Below are 15,742 nucleotides of genomic sequence, written 5' to 3' on the forward strand. Positions count from 1 at the left end.
ATGTGTAATATGCACATATTAAGAGAGACATGAGCGGGCGTCAATGAAAAAGGTGCAAAATACACGTATTAGCGCTCAACTGCGTGAGCTTCATAGTGCGCTGATCGAAATCGTCGGCGTCATGAACCGGCCTCAGCGTGACGAAGCGATGGTTCGCGAGGCGGGGATATCGCTCGACCGTGCCCTATTCCCGCTGCTTGTTCTGGTGGAGAGGCTCGGCCCCATCGGAGTTGTCGAACTGGCCGACCGCGTGGGACGCGACTACACCACCGTCAGCCGACAGGTTGCCAAGCTGGAGAGCCTCGGGCTGGTCGACCGCCAGGAAAGCACACAAGACCGCCGCATTCGCGAGGCCGTCATTACCGGCCAAGGAAAGGCAATGACTGATCGTGTCGACGCGGCGCGTGAGAGAATTGGTCTGGCGATTTTCGCCAATTGGGACGAACGGGATATCGAAGACCTGGTGCGGCTCATGCGCAAATTCGCTGATGACATCAAAGACGACGCACCGGGCGCGCCCAGATAGCCTTCGATAACAGACGTGCGAGGATCGCCTAGATACGGACAAGCCCGGCCGATCGGAAGGATCGCCGGGCTTGTCTGCGTCTTGGGACTGGCTTAACGGGCGTTGTACTTCGCATCGACCTCGTTGATGGCCTTGACGTTGCCGGCCGAGCGGCCGTTTTCGTCGAAGGTCTGCGCCAGGAAAGCGTCGGCGATGGCCTTGGCAAGTTCGGTGCCGATGACGCGAGCGCCCATGGTGATGATCTGGGCGTTATTTGAAAGAGCTGCACGTTCTGCCGAATAGGTGTCGTGGGTCAGCGCCGCACGGATGCCCGGCACCTTGTTGGCCGAGATGCAGACGCCGATGCCGGTGCCGCAGACAAGGATCGCCTTGTCATAGGTGCCGTCGATGACGCCGGAAGCCACGCGGTCAGCGAGATTGGCATAAAATGCATCGGGACCTTCATCAGTGCGCGACACTTCGCTCACCTCGAAACGATCCTTCAGATGGTCGGCAAGAACCTTGGCGAGGCCCTCGCCGGCGCTGTCTCCAGCAATAGCAAGCTTCATGAGATGTCTCCTCAGAGTTTGGCGGCGCACTTGGCGAGGATGTCGAGATAGCCTTCGACGTTCCAGGCTGAGCGGCCGATGAAGAGCCCGTCTACGTTCGGGCAGGATATGAGTTCTTCGCAGTTTTGCGGATTGACCGATCCGCCGTAGAGGCACGGAATTTTGCGGCCGAGCATATCCTGCGCGACCGCGACGATCTCGGCCTGGCGTGCATCGGCATAGGAGGGTTCGGCCGGAATCCCCTTTTCGCCGATCGCCCAGACCGGCTCATAGGCCAGCAGGATTTCAGCCTGCTTCTGGGCGTCGGAGAGCTTCGATAGCGCGCCGATAACCTGCTCGCTCAGGATCTCGGTTGCACGACCGCTTTCGCGATCTTGCAGCGTCTCGCCGATGCAGATGAGCGGGATCAACCCATGACGGACGGCCGCCTCGGTCTTCAATCCGACGGTCTCATTGGTCTCGCCGAAATGCTCGCGACGCTCGGAGTGGCCGAGTTCGACGATGTCGAGATTGCAATCGTTCAACATCAGCGGCGAAATCTCACCCGTCCATGCACCCTGGTCGGCCCAATGCATGTTCTGGGCGCCGACCTTGACGGAGCTGCCCAAAAGGATCGACTTGACCTCACGCACCGCAGTGAACGGCGGAATGATGAAACGCTGGATGCGGGCATCGCGCAAGGTATCGGCAGCGCGCAGGGCCTCGGCGAAAGCACGCGCCTCGGCCAGCGTCTTGTTCATCTTCCAGCTCGTGCCGATCCAATAGCGAGGCTTGTCTGTCATGTCATATCCTGGTTCGAGGCAATGGTGAGGGTGATACCGTCCCGGCGGAATTGCGCGAGAATGGCGTCGTCCGGCGCGTGATCGGTAATCACGGCGTCGAAATCGGTAAGGTCGGCCATCACATGCAGGGCCGTGTGCCCGATGCGCTGATGGCTGACGAGCAGACAGCTCCTGGTCGCCGACGCAATCATCGCCCGCTTCGTGCGCACGACGTTATCGTCCATATGATAGGCGAGCCTGCCGGAAACGGCCGGCGTCGACAGGAAGGCGATATCGGCCCGCAGGCGCGACAGTGCTTCCTCGGTGACGACGCCGAGAAAGGCATTGAACTTGGCGGAATAGACGCCGCCGAGCGCGATCAGGGTAATGCCGCTTTCGTTCTTCATGCGGTCTATGATCGCGGCGTTGTTGGTGATCAGCGTCAGCGGCCGTTTCTGCAGCAGCATCTCGCCAAGAACGGCCGCCATCGAGCCGTCATTGATCATGACGGTCATGCCGGGCTCGACAAGATCGAGTGCTGCGCGCGCCATCGCCAGCTTTTCGTCATGGCCTTGACGCTCGCGGAAGCGAAAATCACTTTCGAACTGTGTCCCGGCATCGATGGTCGCCCCGCCGCGAACCTTGCGCAACACACCGGCCTGCTCGAGATCATCGAGATCGCGATGGATCGTCATCTTCGACACGGTAAAGCGGTCGGCCAGATCGTCGAGATCGACGGTCTTGTGCTCGATGAGCAGATTGATGATCGATTGCTGACGCTCTTCCCGTTTCACTTTACACTCCGGCCACCAGTCCGAAAGGAACTAGAGAAAATATAACATCCAAATCTCACAATTCAACATTTTATTTGTTACGTTGAGATGATTTTATGTTTCCGTGCAGATCGCAATGGCTCAGGCTTTCAGCAGCGCCTTCGCCGTTTTCTCATCGGTAATCAGCCCATAGAGACAGCGGCTCTTGAGGACGGCGCGAATGGCTTCGACCTTGGGCAATCCACCGGACAATGCGACCAGCCGCTCGCCCTTCGTCCGCGGCAAGGAGGCGGACAACGTGCGCGCCGTCAGCGTTGTCTCGAGGATTTTGCCATCGACATCGAAGAAATGACCCAGAATTTCGCCGACGCCGCCGGCCGCGGTGATCTCCCTGATCTCCTTCGGCTCGACCATGCCGGATAAGACCAGTTGTGCGTCTGTATCGACCGTACCGAGACCGACGAGCTTGAGATCGGCGCCGTTTGCGAGATCGAAGACTTCCTTGACGCCGCGCTGGGCGAGCAGCACGTCACGGTCTTCGCGCGTATTGGCGAAGAAAGGCACCGGCATCACATGCGACTGCATGCCGGTCTTTTCGGCGATGCGATGCATCACGTCATAGGGATTGGCCGCATAGTTTCGGGTCAGACCACCGAGCAGCGAGACGAAACGCAGATCCTTGCCACTGACGCGCGACAGGTGATGAACCGCGGAAGAGAGTGTCCGCCCGTGACCGAGGCCGATGACCTTGTTGTTGCCGCTCTCGATTTCGCGCCGCAGAAAGCCGGCTCCTGCCTGGCCGAGCGCGCGAAACTCGAAGCCTTCTTCACCGAGGTCGGGCGCGACCTCGCAATATTGCAGGCCGAAACGTGCCGAAAGCTGCGTTTCAAGCTCGACGCATTCGACGATATCGCCGTCGATCGTCACCTTGACGACGCCCTCGGCGACCGCGCGCGCGATCAGGCGATGCGCTTTCACCGAGGGAACGCCGAGACGTTTTGCCACCTCGGACTGCGTCAGCCCGCCGGCATAGTGCAACCAGGCCGCCCGCACGGCGAGCGAAGCATCCGCATCCGTCATCAACCGTTCCCTTTCATTTCGTCACGCATGGCCCCTCGCCTGCTTTTTATCTGACCATGCCCCCGAATCCACAGTCCTCTCGCAAGGATAAGCTCAGGTGGAATCGAGACTCGGCCATTCCGGCAGCTAGATATGCAAGTCGCCGGCACCGGTGTCGATATGAGGCGCCCAAAAGGCGATGCTTTCGGCAATCTGCGAGATGACCTGGCGATCGTTGGGCTCACGCTCCTTGAACGACAGTTCCAGGCAGATTTCGTTGTCCTTGGCACCACCTTCGGCAAATGCCTTCAACAGCGGTTCCGGCTGGATGCGGCCCTTGGCATTGAATTCCGCAGTGAAGGGGCGATGGCCGCCCTTATCCATCAGGCTCTGCTTGATGTGAATGATCGGAGACACCTTCGGCACGACACGCGCCCAGGCATAGGGATCATAATCGTCGGGATTGGACGAGGTGACATCGCCATGATCGATATCGGCCATCATCCACATCGGAATGGCGAACGGCGCCTTCGTTAGTCTGTCCTGCAGGGAAAGGCAGGCATTGATCGTCTCGCCGAATTCGCGGCCGATGCTCATCGGCTCCCAGAAGATGTAGGAGAGGCCGGCAGCCCGTGCGTGTTCGGCCACCTCGCCCCAACAATCGATCGCGATCTCGATCAATTCCTGGCGGCGGACCGGATCGTCATAATCCTTGTAGGTGAAGATCGCGAACTGCGTACCGACGGAATGACCGCCGAGATCGGCAGTGATATCGGCAAAGGTCTTGAACCAGTCGATATAATAGCGGCGAACATCCTTGTCCGGATGGCCGAAATGATTGAGACGGCCGTAGGGGCCGGTCATGCCCGACGTGACGCGAACGCCGGTGCGCTTCAGTGCCGCCTGCATATCGCGCGTCAGGCGGCGAATGACCGGCGCCTGCCAGCTCGGATTGATGAATTCGTGCGTCAGCTGCAGATCGCGGATGCGCAGGTCACGCGCAACCGTCTCGATCAGGTCGGCCGGCTCGGCAAAGCGATTGACAAGCGGGTTGGTGTTGAGTGAAAGCGTCAAGGGCATGCGTATTCTCCGGCAAGATCTGGTGGTTCAGGCGGCCAGCGCCAGTTCGGCATCGAACCAGGCGGCGAAAGCCGCCTTTTCCTCAGCCGTCATGCGCAGACCTTCCTTGGTGCGTCGCATCAGGACGTCGTCGGGCGCCTGGGCCCATTCGGAAGCGACGAGATAGCGGACTTCGGCCTCATAGAGATTGCCGCCAAAATGCCTGCCGAGGTCCGCCAGCGACGTGGCACTGCCGACGATCTGCCTGCTGCGGGCGCCATAGAGATGGCCGTAGTGATTGACGAGCGCACGTGGCATCCAGGGATAGGCCGCCCGCAGCGTATCGGCGAAGGCGACGTAATCGGCATTCGGGATTTCGCCGCCCGGAAGCGTGGCGCCCCGCGTCCAGTCGCCGCCCATCTTCGGAAAGAATTTTGCAAGCCGCTGCATTGCGTGTTCCGAGAGCTTGCGGAACGTCGTGATCTTGCCGCCGAAGACGCTCAAGAGCGGCGCACCGCCGGTCTCGTCGAGATCGAAGACGTAATCGCGCGTCACGGCCGAAGGGTTGCCTTTGCCATCATCGAACAGCGGGCGGACGCCGGAGAAGCTTTCAAGCACGTCAGACCTGCGCAGCTTCTCCTTGAAGTAGCGATTGACCGCCGTGATCAGGTAATCGATTTCCTTCTCGTCGGCCGTTACTTCTTCCGGCTTGCCGTCATAGGGAATATCCGTCGTGCCGATCAGCGCCTTGTCACCTTCATAGGGGTTGATGAAGATGACGCGCTTGTCGTGGTTCTGGACGAGATAGGCCTGCTGGCCAGCCCAGAATTTCGGGACGATGATGTGGCTGCCCTTGACGAGCCGGACGCTGCGCTGGCTGTTTGAGCCGACGACACGGCCGATAACGTCATTGACCCAGGGGCCGGCGGCATTCACCAGCACACGGGCGCGAACGGTCCGCACTTCGCCGGAACGCTGGTCGCGCGTCTGGACGACCCAGTTGCCCTGATCGCGTCGCGCGCTGACGCAAGCTGTGCGCGTCAGGATCTGTGCGCCCTTGGCGGAGGCATCGAGAGCGTTGAGAACGACGAGCCGGGCATCATCGACCCAACAGTCGGAATATTCGAAACCCTTCGAATATTGGTCGAGGATCGGAGCGCCTTCCGGATCGCGATGAAGATCGAGCGACCGCGTGCCCGGCAGCTTCTTGCGGCCACCGAGATGATCGTAGAGGAACAGGCCGAGGCGAACGAGCCAGGCCGGACGATCCGTCGGGCTGTGCGGCAGCACGAAGCGCATCGGCCAGATGATATGGCTTGCCGAGCTCAACAGCACTTCGCGTTCGATCAACGCTTCGCGCACCAGACGGAATTCGTAATATTCAAGGTAGCGCAGGCCGCCATGCACCAGCTTGCCGGAGCGCGAAGAGGTGCCCTCTGCCAGATCGCCCTTCTCGCACATGACAACCGAAAGACCCCGGCCGGCCGCGTCGCGGGCGATGCCGGCACCATTGATGCCTCCACCGATCACGAAAAGATCAAAGATTTCCGGTTCCATCATGTCATGCTCCTTCGGATACCCTCGTTCGAATGCCCTTGTTCGAATGTTCCGGGCATCATCAAATCAATCTTCCTGGGCGACGCTCTCGCCGGCCGGCAACGAGGCTAGCGCTCGGCCAGCTTGTCCCAGGCAGGCGCAATCGCCTGCCGCACGTCCTTGTAGGCATCGAACAAACGGTCGTAGCGCTCAACGTTTTCCGGATCCGGCGCCTCTGCCGCCCCGAGCAACGGCGTCACCCAATCGGCAATGCAGCTATCCATGTCCTGATAGGCGCCGATGGCGACGGCGGCCATCATCGCGACACCGGCCGCACCCGCCTCTTCCCGGTCCGAAATACGCACCGGCGCCTTGACGGCGGCAGAGAGCGAACCGCGCAGCGCATGCGAACGCGCGGCTCCTCCGGTGATGCGCAGTTCTGAGGGCATGTCGCCCATAGCGGTGTAACAGTCTCGCGTTGCCATACCGAGCCCTTCGACCACGGCCCTCAGCATGTCGGCAAAGCCATGCCGCGTCGAAAGCCCGGTGAAGCCGGCGCGCGCATGCGCATTGACGAAGGGACCGCGCTCGCCCGCCTCGGAAATATAGGGGTGATAGAGAAGGTTCGTCGGACGTGCCTCGGCAAACCAGGCATCGATGCGTGGAATGAGATCCGAATAGGAGACCTTGTTGCCGCCCGCGGACATCAGATCGGCTGCGATCTCCAGGATCCAGTCGATATTGATGGTCGCACCCATATTGGTCTGGACCTGCGTGACGATACCGGGAATCGGCAGGGCGATCACGTAGCCGGTACCCTCGTCGTTGAGCTGAACATCGCGCACGGCCTTGGCGCGCATATGCACGCCCGTCGATCCGATCGTCGAGCAGGCCGCATTCAGGCCGCCGGTGCGAATGCCGGCGCCGAGCGCGGTCATGACCATATCGACATAGCCGAGGCAGACCGGCGTTCCGGCAAGCAGCCCGGCAGCCTTGGCCGCCACCTCCGTCAGGGGATGACTAATCTCTGTTCCATCGAGAATATCGGGCAGAAGAAAACGCCGGCGGGCGAGCCCGAGCGCATCGATGACAACAGGATCATACTGGCGATTGCGGAAATTACCAAAGGTGAAACTCGCCTCAGACGGATCGGTCGCCCGTACGCCGGTGAGGTTCAGATAGAGCCAGTCCTTGCAGTGCAAGGCGGTTTCAGCCCGATCGAGCAGCTCGGGCATGAAACGGTCCATATGGGCGAGCTGCGCACCTTGCTGGCAGGTATTGAGACCCGTGCCGGTCGCCTCGAAACGCGCGCGGTTGCCAGCCATGGCGCTCAGCCGCGTCACCGTCGATGCGGCCCGCGCATCGAGCCATAGCCAGGCATCGCCGACCGGAGCATTGCAGGAACCCACAAGCCATGTTCCGTCACCCTGGCCTGTGACCGCGATCGCGGCCGTTCGGGCGGCAAGATGCTCGACCTTCTCGCCAAGGCCGCGCAACGCACTGACGCAATCCGACCATGTTTGGTCGAGCGACTGCGTGACCGAACCGTCTTCCCCCGTCGCATAGCGATTTCGCACCGACGCGGAAGCGATCTGCTTGCCGGACAATTCGAAGGCAACCGCCTTCAGAACGGAGGTACCTGCATCGATGCCGATGATGATCCCGTCACCCTTAGGCATTGCGCGCCGGCTCCACCATCATGCGCCCCACGATAGGGACTTTGGCGTACATCACGAACATCTTCATTCCTCCCACACGATCACGAGCACAGCTCTGCCAACTCGCGCGCATCGCCGCCACGTCCAAGCCCACGGGAGCAGCGTGAACGGCCATTCTGCACACTCGACACTCCGAGCACCCGCATCCGACGCAATGGCGATCCATCGGACAACGCATATCTTATAACACAAAGATATCACTGCATCAGTAAAATTTTTCTGGTCTTGTAATTTTTTTCATATAAAATGAGCGCTGTCAATTCCACAAGCGCCTACAGCAAGAACCGCGAATGGGAGGAAATTCGCACGCCGGCAATCGACAGGCGACGACAGGGCTTTTACCGAATCATCACGGATGAGGTTCCATTATGATTTTTATAATCACATAGTTAGCAAAATTTCTTTACAGGAATTCGATCTGAGAAATCCCGCGATAAAAGCCTTGAATAGCGCACGCCAAGCGGAAGTTGCGGTTCATCTGAGAAAGAAAACATTGGAGTGCAGGAAGGCGCATGACAGATACAACATGCCAAACCACAGTTGACAGGTCTGGGAATTTATAACATACAAAACGAAGTTATTAACATACTTATATCACAATTGTCGCATACATGCGATGCTTGTGAAGCTGAATTGGGTAACTGGAGGAGACAGCTGCCCGCATGCTGAGGAGGCTCCTGATGTTGAATTTCCATTCCGACAGCGCAAGCCGAACGGAGCACCTACAAGCCCCGAATCCGAGGCGCGGCTTCCGCTAACCGGATCACGGCGCCTTTTTCCCCTCTCCATCAGGCAATCCGGCTGATATGCCGAAGGTCGTTTGAACATGAATACGCAGATTCAATACGCAACCGCCAAACAGGCGGGCTCCAAGTTCAAAATCGCGGCTGGTGTCGCCGCCGTGGCAATCGTGCTCGGCGCCATCGCGGCCGATACCAAAGTCGTCAAGATCGGCTCCGAACATGACGTACGCGAACAAGGTTTCCAGCCAGAGACTTATGGCGCTGCCGAATTCCCGAAGGTGCAGGCGGATGTCGAGAAGCGCGCCGTCGATGCCGTGACGCTCGCCAATGCAGTTCTGGCCGACAAGAAGGCGGCCGGCACAAAATACGGCGTTGCCACCACCACCGGACCCGTTCTTCCCGTTTCTCTGACCGGCACCTTTGGCGAGCGCAAGGCCAATCTCAACGAGTTCAAGGTCGACGGCCTGCCTGACGGTGTCACCATCCGGGTACAAACAGGCCCCGCGATCAATGGCACCGATCTTCGCGATGCCACGGGCAAGATCGAATTCGGGCAATTCACCAACCAGATCGAATATCAGGACGCCGGTTCCGCCATCAACAACGAGATGAAGAAGGCGACCCTCGGCAGCCTGGACCCCGAAAAGCTCACGGGTAAGACGGCAACTGTCATCGGCGTTTTCAAGCTCATCAATCCGAAGAACTGGCTCGTCACCCCGGTAAAGGTCGACGTGAAATGAGCCAGGTCCAGCACAATGGCGCAACCACCGGCGAAGTCGTTCTCGCCGCCCGCAACGTCGCGAAATCCTATGGCAGCGTCCATGCGCTGAAGGGCGTCAATTTCGACATTCGCCGCGGCGAAGTGACCACGCTCTTCGGCGAGAACGGCGCCGGCAAATCGACGCTGATGAAGATCCTGTCCGGCGTCATCCAGCCGACCTCGGGAGATATCATCCTCGATGGCCACCCGATCAGCTTTGCGTCATCGACGCATGCGCGCGCCTGCGGCATTTCCATCATCCACCAGGAATTGAGCCTGGCACCCAATCTCAGTGTCCGCGACAACATCTTCATGGGTCGTGAGATCATGAAGAACGGCGTGGTCGATTTTGCCGAGGAAGAGCGCCAGACCCGGGCGCTCATGGAGGAGCTGGAAGAAAACATCGATCCGATGACACCGGTCGAGGATCTTCGCCTCGGCCAGCAGCAGATCGTCGAGATCGCGCGGGCGCTATCGGTCAATTCCCGCATCCTGATCATGGACGAGCCCACCTCGGCATTGAGCGCCAGCGAAGTCGAAGTCCTCTTCAAGGTCATTCGCGACCTGACGAACCGTGGCGTCTCGATCGTCTATATCTCGCATCACCTGGAAGAGGCGCTGCAGATCACACACCATGCCGTCGTGCTGCGCGACGGTAATATGACGGCCTATGCCGAGCGCAAGGACATCGATCTCGAATGGATCGTGCGCAACATGGTCGGCGACAACTTCGACCTCGGCAGCCCGCCGACCGGCCACAAAATAGGCGATGTGGCGCTGACGATCGACAATCTCACCGTGCCAGGCCCTTCGGGTGCTGCCTACAACGCCGTCGACCGCATGTCGCTTGCAGTCCGCGCAGGCGAGATCGTCTGCATCTACGGGCTGATGGGCGCCGGGCGCACCGAACTGCTGGAATGCGTGGCGGGACGCCTGCGATCGAGCGGCGGTCGTGTGCTGCTCGGCAATACCGACGTCGGCGGTCTCAGCATCGCCGGCCGCATCGCGCAAGGCCTGGTGCTGGTGCCGGAAGACCGGCAGCGCGACGGCCTCGTGCAGACGATGACCGTCGGCTCGAACCTGTCGCTTGCCAGCATCGGCACTTTCACCAAGGGTCTTTTCACCTCGGGCGGCCGCGAGCGGTCGCTGGTGAACGACTCCATCCGCAAGGTGCACATCAAGACCGATGGCGGCGAGGCCGCAATCGGTTCTCTGTCCGGCGGCAACCAGCAGAAGGTCGTCATCGGCAAGATGCTGGCGACCAAGCCGAGAGTGATCCTGCTCGACGAGCCGAGCCGCGGCATCGACATCGGCGCGAAGGCCGAAGTCTTCAAGCTGCTTGCCGAGCGCGCCAAGGAAGGTCTCGCAGTGATCTATTCGACGTCGGAAGTCGCCGAATGCCTCAGCATCGCCCACCGCATCATCGTGATGCACCGCGGCAAGATTTCCGCCGAATTCGGACCCGACGTCACCAAAGAGAAGATCATGGCCGCCTCCGGCGAAGCAGTGGTCGCGCACTAGCCGCATTCATGGAGCACTGATTATGTCAGTCACGAACATCACAGAAAAGAAACCAATTTCGAACGGACAGCGGCGGAATTTCAGTCTCGTGCGGCTGATCCTGGAAGGGCGCGCCTTCTTCGCGCTGATCGTCATCATCGCGGTCTTCTCCTTCCTGTCGCCCTATTACTTCTCGCTCAGCAATTTCCTGACGATGGCCTCACATGTCGCGATCTTCGGCATCCTCGCCATCGGCATGCTGCTCGTCATCCTCAACGGCGGCATCGACCTTTCGGTCGGCTCGACCCTTGGTCTTGCCGGCTGTATCGCCGGTTTCCTGATGCAAGGTGTCACGCTGTCTAGTTTCGGCGTCATTCTCTATCCCCCGGTTTGGGCCGTCGTCGTGCTGACCTGCGCGCTAGGCGCGGTGGTCGGCGCCGTCAACGGCGTGCTCATTGCTTACCTGCGCGTCCCGGCCTTCGTCGCGTCGCTCGGCGTGCTCTATGTCGCCCGCGGCATCGCACTGCTGATGACCAACGGCCTCACCTACAACAATCTCGGCGGCCGTCCCGAACTCGGCAATACCGGCTTCGACTGGCTTGGCTTCAACCGCCTCGCCGGCATCCCGATCGGCGTCATCGTGCTTGCCGTGCTTGCGATCATCTGCGGTCTCGTTCTCAGCCGCACCGCCTTCGGCCGCTGGCTCTACGCTTCCGGCGGCAATGAGCGCGCCGCCGATCTTTCCGGCGTTCCGGTCAAGCGTGTCAAGATCATCGTCTATGTCCTGTCGGGCGTCTGCGCGGCCATCGCCGGCCTTGTCCTGTCCTCGCAGCTGACGTCCGCCGGCCCAACCGCCGGCACCACCTACGAACTGACGGCGATCGCCGCCGTCGTCATCGGCGGTGCCGCCTTGACGGGCGGCCGTGGCACGGTGCGCGGCACCATGCTCGGCGCCTTCGTCATCGGCTTCCTGTCCGATGGCCTCGTCATCATCGGCGTGTCGGCCTATTGGCAGACAGTCTTTACCGGCGCGGTCATCGTGCTCGCCGTGCTCATGAACAGCATCCAGTACGGACGCCGGACCAAGTCCGGCTGACGCCCGCACGAACTTGTCACCGATCGGTGAAGAGTGCCGATCGGGGAGAGAACCGCCGGTTCGCCGGCATCACCAGAGCTCATCAAAAGGGAGAGAGACTAATGTTCAAAAAAGCTTTGCGTACCGTCATGGCAGCAGTTGCCGTGGCACCGCTTCTGACGGGAGCAGCATGGGCTGCCGGCCAGATGACGGTCATCGTCAACGATCCATCCAATCCCTACTGGCTGACGGAAGGCAATGTCGCCAAGGCGACCGCCGAAAAGCTCGGCTATACGGCAACGGTTAGCGCTCACAAGGGCGATACCAACACCGAGAGCAACCTGATCGATACGGCAATCACCAACAAGTCGGTTGCCATCATTCTCGATCCCGCCAATGCCGACGGCTCCGTCGGCGCGGTCAAGAAGGCCGTTGCGGCCGGCATCCCGGTTTTCCTGGTCAACGCTGAAATCAACCAGGAAGGCCTCGCCAAGGCTCAGCTCGTCTCCAACAATGCCCAGGGTGCCGCTATCGGCGCTCAGCAGTGGGTCGAAGCCGTTGGCGACAAGGGCAATTACGCCGAACTCTTCGGCGCTCCTTCGGACAACAACGCCGCAACCCGCTCGAACGGCTACGAAACCGTTCTGACCCAGTATCCCGACCTGAAGAAGGTTGCCAAGGAAGTTGCCAACTGGGACCGCACCCAGGGCCACAACAAGATGCAGTCGATCCTGCAGGCGCATCCGGACATCACCGGCGTAATCTCCGGCAATGACGAAATGGCACTCGGCGCGATTGCCGCACTCAAGGAAGCCGGCAAGCTCGCCAACGTCAAGGTCGGCGGCTTCGACGGCTCGCCTGATGCTGTTGCCGCCATCAAGGCCGGTGAATTGCAGTACACCGTCCTGCAGCCGGTCGCCACTTTCTCGGCAGAAGCCGTCAAGCAGGCCGATAGCTTCATCAAGACCGGCAAGACCGGTGCCACCAGCGAAAAGCAACTCTTCGACTGCATCCTGATCACCAAGGACAATGTCGACAAGTACACGGCACCCTTCGTTCTGTCCGAATAATGCGATCGGGGGCGCTGGAAGCCGGCGCTCCCACCCTTTGACCGCCATCGGCGACACTCTGCCAGAACATCAGGCAGGACTTGCAGAATTGCCAGCAGCGAATTGCTTTTTATGCCTTTTCCCATAGCATGGCATTCGCTGCGGCAAGGAACATCCGCAAGGCTCAGCGCTAGAGGCCGACGTGACAGATAAGACAAGCCCCGTATCATTCCTGCAAGATGAACTGCCGAGCGACAGCCGGCATTCCCGTCAGATCGCCCGGCGCCAGATGATCGCCGAAGCCGTGATGGCGGAAGGCTCCATGCGGATCGAGGATCTGACCGAGCGCTTCGGCATCAGCCTGATGACGGCGCATCGCGATGTCGACGAGCTGGTCAGCCGGGGCCTTTTTCGAAAGACGCGCGGCATCGTTTCCGCCGCTGCCACCAGCCTCATCGAATCCAGCGACGTCTACCGCGCCAATCGGCAGGCCAGCGAAAAAAAGATGATCGCGGCTGCCGCAATGCAATTCATCGAGCCCGGTCAGGCGGTCTTTCTCGACGATTCCACCACTGTCCTGCAGATGGCTTCGTTGCTGCCCACCAAGGTGCCGCTGACGGCGATCACCAATTCGCTGACACTGATGAACGCCCTGAAGGACATGCATGACGTGACGCTTCTGGCGCTCGGGGGGCAATATTATAATTGGTGCAACGCCTTCATGGGCCGCATGACGATCAACGAGATCAATCGTTTGCGAGCCGATGTCACCTTCATCTCGATGTCAGCCATCATCGACGATGTCGTTTTCCATCAGTCACCCGAGATCGTCGATATCAAGCGCGCAATGTTCGACAGCGCCGCCAAGCGCATCTTGCTAATGGATCATACGAAATTCGAACGGCGGGCGCTGCATAGTTTCGCACATCTGAGTGAATTCGATGTCGTCATCGTCGACGAGAAGACACCCGCCCCGCACCTGGAGCGCATGCGCAACAAGAACATCAATGTGGTCGTCGCCAAAGGCGACGAGAAGCGATCCTGACGATCCGGCCCATGCCGCCGGCCCAGGGATCGTTCACGATCAGGAGTATCGAGAATGCCGAGTCTGCTCGGAATTGACAGCGGCTTGACCGTCACCAAGGCCGTCATCTTCGACGTCGATGGAACGCCGCTTGCAGTCGCCCGCCGCCGCGTAACCCAGTTCATGCCGAAAGCCCGCCATGTCGAACGCGACATGGACGAACTCTGGGCCCGGACGGCCGACGCCATTGCCGAGGCGATCAAGCTCAGCAACCGTCCTGCCAGCGATATTCAGGCGATTGCCGCCACCGCTCATGGCGATGGCATCTATCTGCTGGACAAGACAAGAAAGCCGCTCGGACGCGCCATCCTCTCTCTCGACAGCCGCGCCGGATCAATCGTGGAACAATGGCTGAAAAGCCCGCTCGCCGACGAAGCCCTGACACTCACAGGCCAGATGCCACACGTCTCGGCGCCATCGGCGCTGCTTGCCTGTATCAGGGCCAATGAGCCTGAGCGATTCGCAGCGATAGGACATATTCTAAGCTGCAAGGACTGGCTCCGCTTTTGCCTGACTGGCGTTGCCGGTACCGACCGTACCGAAGCAAGCACCTCCTTCACCAATGTCTCGACACAGGATTATTCCCCGGATGCGCTGAAGCTCTTCGGCGTTGCCGAGGTGACGGGCGCCTTGCCGCCTGTCTCGCGATCCGACGAAATTGTAGGATACGTGACCGAAGCCGTCGCGAAGCGGACGGGCCTTGCCGAAGGCACGCCTGTCGTTGCCGGCCTGCATGATGTCACCGCCTCTGCGCTTGGGGCCGGCGGCTACGCAGCCGGCGTCGTCGCCGTCATAGCCGGCACCTATTCGATCAACGAAACGCTTTCCTCAGAACCGCGCGTCGACGGCCGCTGGTTCTGCCGGAACGCCATCGCGCCGGGGCAATGGAACAACATGTCGATTTCGCCCGCGTCATCGGCGAATTATGAATGGTTCCTGGACAAGCTCTGTGCCAGCGAAATTGCAAGCGCCGAGGCAGCGGGCCAGTCGATCCACGCCGTGCTCGGCCCCGAGATCGAGGCAGCGTTCAACCGGCCGTCGAGCGCGCTCTTCCACCCCTATCTCTTCGGCTCGCCCTTTGGTGCCGATGCCAGCGCCAGTTTCTTCGGACTTGGTGGCTGGCATGATCGCGGCGACATGCTGCGAGCGGTTCTCGAAGGCATCGCCTTCAACCACAAGATTCACGTCGATGCCTTAAGTGACGGTTTTTCCTTCGATCAGGCAAGATTGGCGGGCGGCGTGTCACGCAATCCGATGGTCGTACAGATGTTCGCCGACATTTTCGCCATGCCCGTCACCGTGACGGAAACCGATGAAGCTGCGGCCTGGGGTGCTGCCCTTTGCGCCGGCGCCGGTATCGGTGTCTACGCTACCCCGCAGAGCGATCCGCGCGATGTCGGCAAAATCGCCAGGACCTATCACCCGGACCCGGCCCGTAGCGCCGATTATCGTATCCGTTACGAGCTTTTTCGCGACATCGCCGAAGCAATGACACCGCTCTGGCCGCGGATCGGCAATCTCGCAACCCAGCACTCCCAAGGCTAAACCTAA

Annotated in this window: 14 protein-coding genes; 7 read left to right on the forward strand and 7 right to left on the reverse strand. The window is 60.3% G+C overall.

The features are described from left to right. Positions 1-43: 43 nt before the first annotated feature. The gene (locus FHT84_RS03495) at positions 44-526 is read left to right on the forward strand and encodes a MarR family winged helix-turn-helix transcriptional regulator (protein WP_113250283.1); all 483 of its coding nucleotides are present in this window, start codon (positions 44-46) and stop codon (positions 524-526) included. 92 nt (positions 527-618) lie between these two features. On the opposite strand, the gene FHT84_RS03500 is transcribed toward FHT84_RS03495, so the two are convergent. The 7 genes from FHT84_RS03500 to FHT84_RS03530 all read right to left on the reverse strand — a co-directional run bounded on the left by FHT84_RS03500 (position 619) and on the right by FHT84_RS03530 (position 7,941). Continuing rightward, a complete protein-coding gene (locus tag FHT84_RS03500; protein WP_069615612.1) occupies positions 619-1,074 on the reverse strand; it encodes an RpiB/LacA/LacB family sugar-phosphate isomerase in 456 nt (151 codons plus the stop codon). 11 nt (positions 1,075-1,085) lie between these two features. Beyond that, on the reverse strand, positions 1,086-1,856 hold the full coding sequence (locus tag FHT84_RS03505; protein WP_112345089.1) for a triose-phosphate isomerase: 771 nt from the start codon (positions 1,854-1,856) through the stop codon (positions 1,086-1,088). Beyond that, a complete protein-coding gene (locus FHT84_RS03510; protein ID WP_112345090.1) occupies positions 1,853-2,629 on the reverse strand; it encodes a DeoR/GlpR family DNA-binding transcription regulator in 777 nt (258 codons plus the stop codon). The genes FHT84_RS03505 and FHT84_RS03510 overlap by 4 nt, the downstream gene beginning before the upstream one ends. A gap of 120 nt (positions 2,630-2,749) precedes the next feature. Continuing rightward, the gene (locus tag FHT84_RS03515; RefSeq protein WP_112345091.1) at positions 2,750-3,688 is read right to left on the reverse strand and encodes a sugar-binding transcriptional regulator; all 939 of its coding nucleotides are present in this window, start codon (positions 3,686-3,688) and stop codon (positions 2,750-2,752) included. A gap of 126 nt (positions 3,689-3,814) precedes the next feature. Then, positions 3,815-4,747: a TIM barrel protein gene (locus tag FHT84_RS03520; RefSeq protein ID WP_112345092.1), complete on the reverse strand. Its 933-nt coding sequence runs from the start codon at positions 4,745-4,747 to the stop codon at positions 3,815-3,817. Positions 4,748-4,774: 27 nt separating this feature from the next. Next, on the reverse strand, positions 4,775-6,286 hold the full coding sequence (locus tag FHT84_RS03525; protein ID WP_112345093.1) for a glycerol-3-phosphate dehydrogenase: 1,512 nt from the start codon (positions 6,284-6,286) through the stop codon (positions 4,775-4,777). Positions 6,287-6,390: 104 nt separating this feature from the next. Next, positions 6,391-7,941, reverse strand: coding sequence for an FGGY-family carbohydrate kinase (locus FHT84_RS03530; protein WP_112345094.1), 1,551 nt, complete (start codon positions 7,939-7,941; stop codon positions 6,391-6,393). Positions 7,942-8,806: 865 nt separating this feature from the next. Between FHT84_RS03530 and FHT84_RS03535 the strand changes: the two genes are divergently transcribed. The 6 genes from FHT84_RS03535 to FHT84_RS03560 all read left to right on the forward strand — a co-directional run bounded on the left by FHT84_RS03535 (position 8,807) and on the right by FHT84_RS03560 (position 15,736). After that, positions 8,807-9,463 carry a DUF2291 domain-containing protein gene (locus FHT84_RS03535; RefSeq protein WP_112345095.1) on the forward strand — a complete coding sequence of 219 codons (657 nt, stop codon included), beginning with the start codon at positions 8,807-8,809 and terminating at the stop codon, positions 9,461-9,463. After that, on the forward strand, positions 9,460-11,004 hold the full coding sequence (locus FHT84_RS03540) for a sugar ABC transporter ATP-binding protein (protein WP_112345096.1): 1,545 nt from the start codon (positions 9,460-9,462) through the stop codon (positions 11,002-11,004). The genes FHT84_RS03535 and FHT84_RS03540 overlap by 4 nt, the downstream gene beginning before the upstream one ends. A gap of 22 nt (positions 11,005-11,026) precedes the next feature. Next, the gene (locus FHT84_RS03545) at positions 11,027-12,079 is read left to right on the forward strand and encodes an ABC transporter permease (RefSeq protein ID WP_112345097.1); all 1,053 of its coding nucleotides are present in this window, start codon (positions 11,027-11,029) and stop codon (positions 12,077-12,079) included. A 101-nt stretch (positions 12,080-12,180) separates the two neighbouring features. Beyond that, a complete protein-coding gene (locus FHT84_RS03550) occupies positions 12,181-13,128 on the forward strand; it encodes a D-ribose ABC transporter substrate-binding protein (RefSeq protein WP_112345098.1) in 948 nt (315 codons plus the stop codon). Positions 13,129-13,396: 268 nt separating this feature from the next. Further along, a complete protein-coding gene (locus tag FHT84_RS03555) occupies positions 13,397-14,152 on the forward strand; it encodes a DeoR/GlpR family DNA-binding transcription regulator (RefSeq protein WP_348628032.1) in 756 nt (251 codons plus the stop codon). A 54-nt stretch (positions 14,153-14,206) separates the two neighbouring features. Beyond that, on the forward strand, positions 14,207-15,736 hold the full coding sequence (locus FHT84_RS03560) for an FGGY-family carbohydrate kinase (RefSeq protein WP_112345100.1): 1,530 nt from the start codon (positions 14,207-14,209) through the stop codon (positions 15,734-15,736). Positions 15,737-15,742: the final 6 nt, after the last annotated feature.

Source organism: Rhizobium sp. BK289 (assembly GCF_014193575.1).
GTDB classification, from domain to species: Bacteria; Pseudomonadota; Alphaproteobacteria; order Rhizobiales; family Rhizobiaceae; genus Rhizobium; species Rhizobium tropici_C.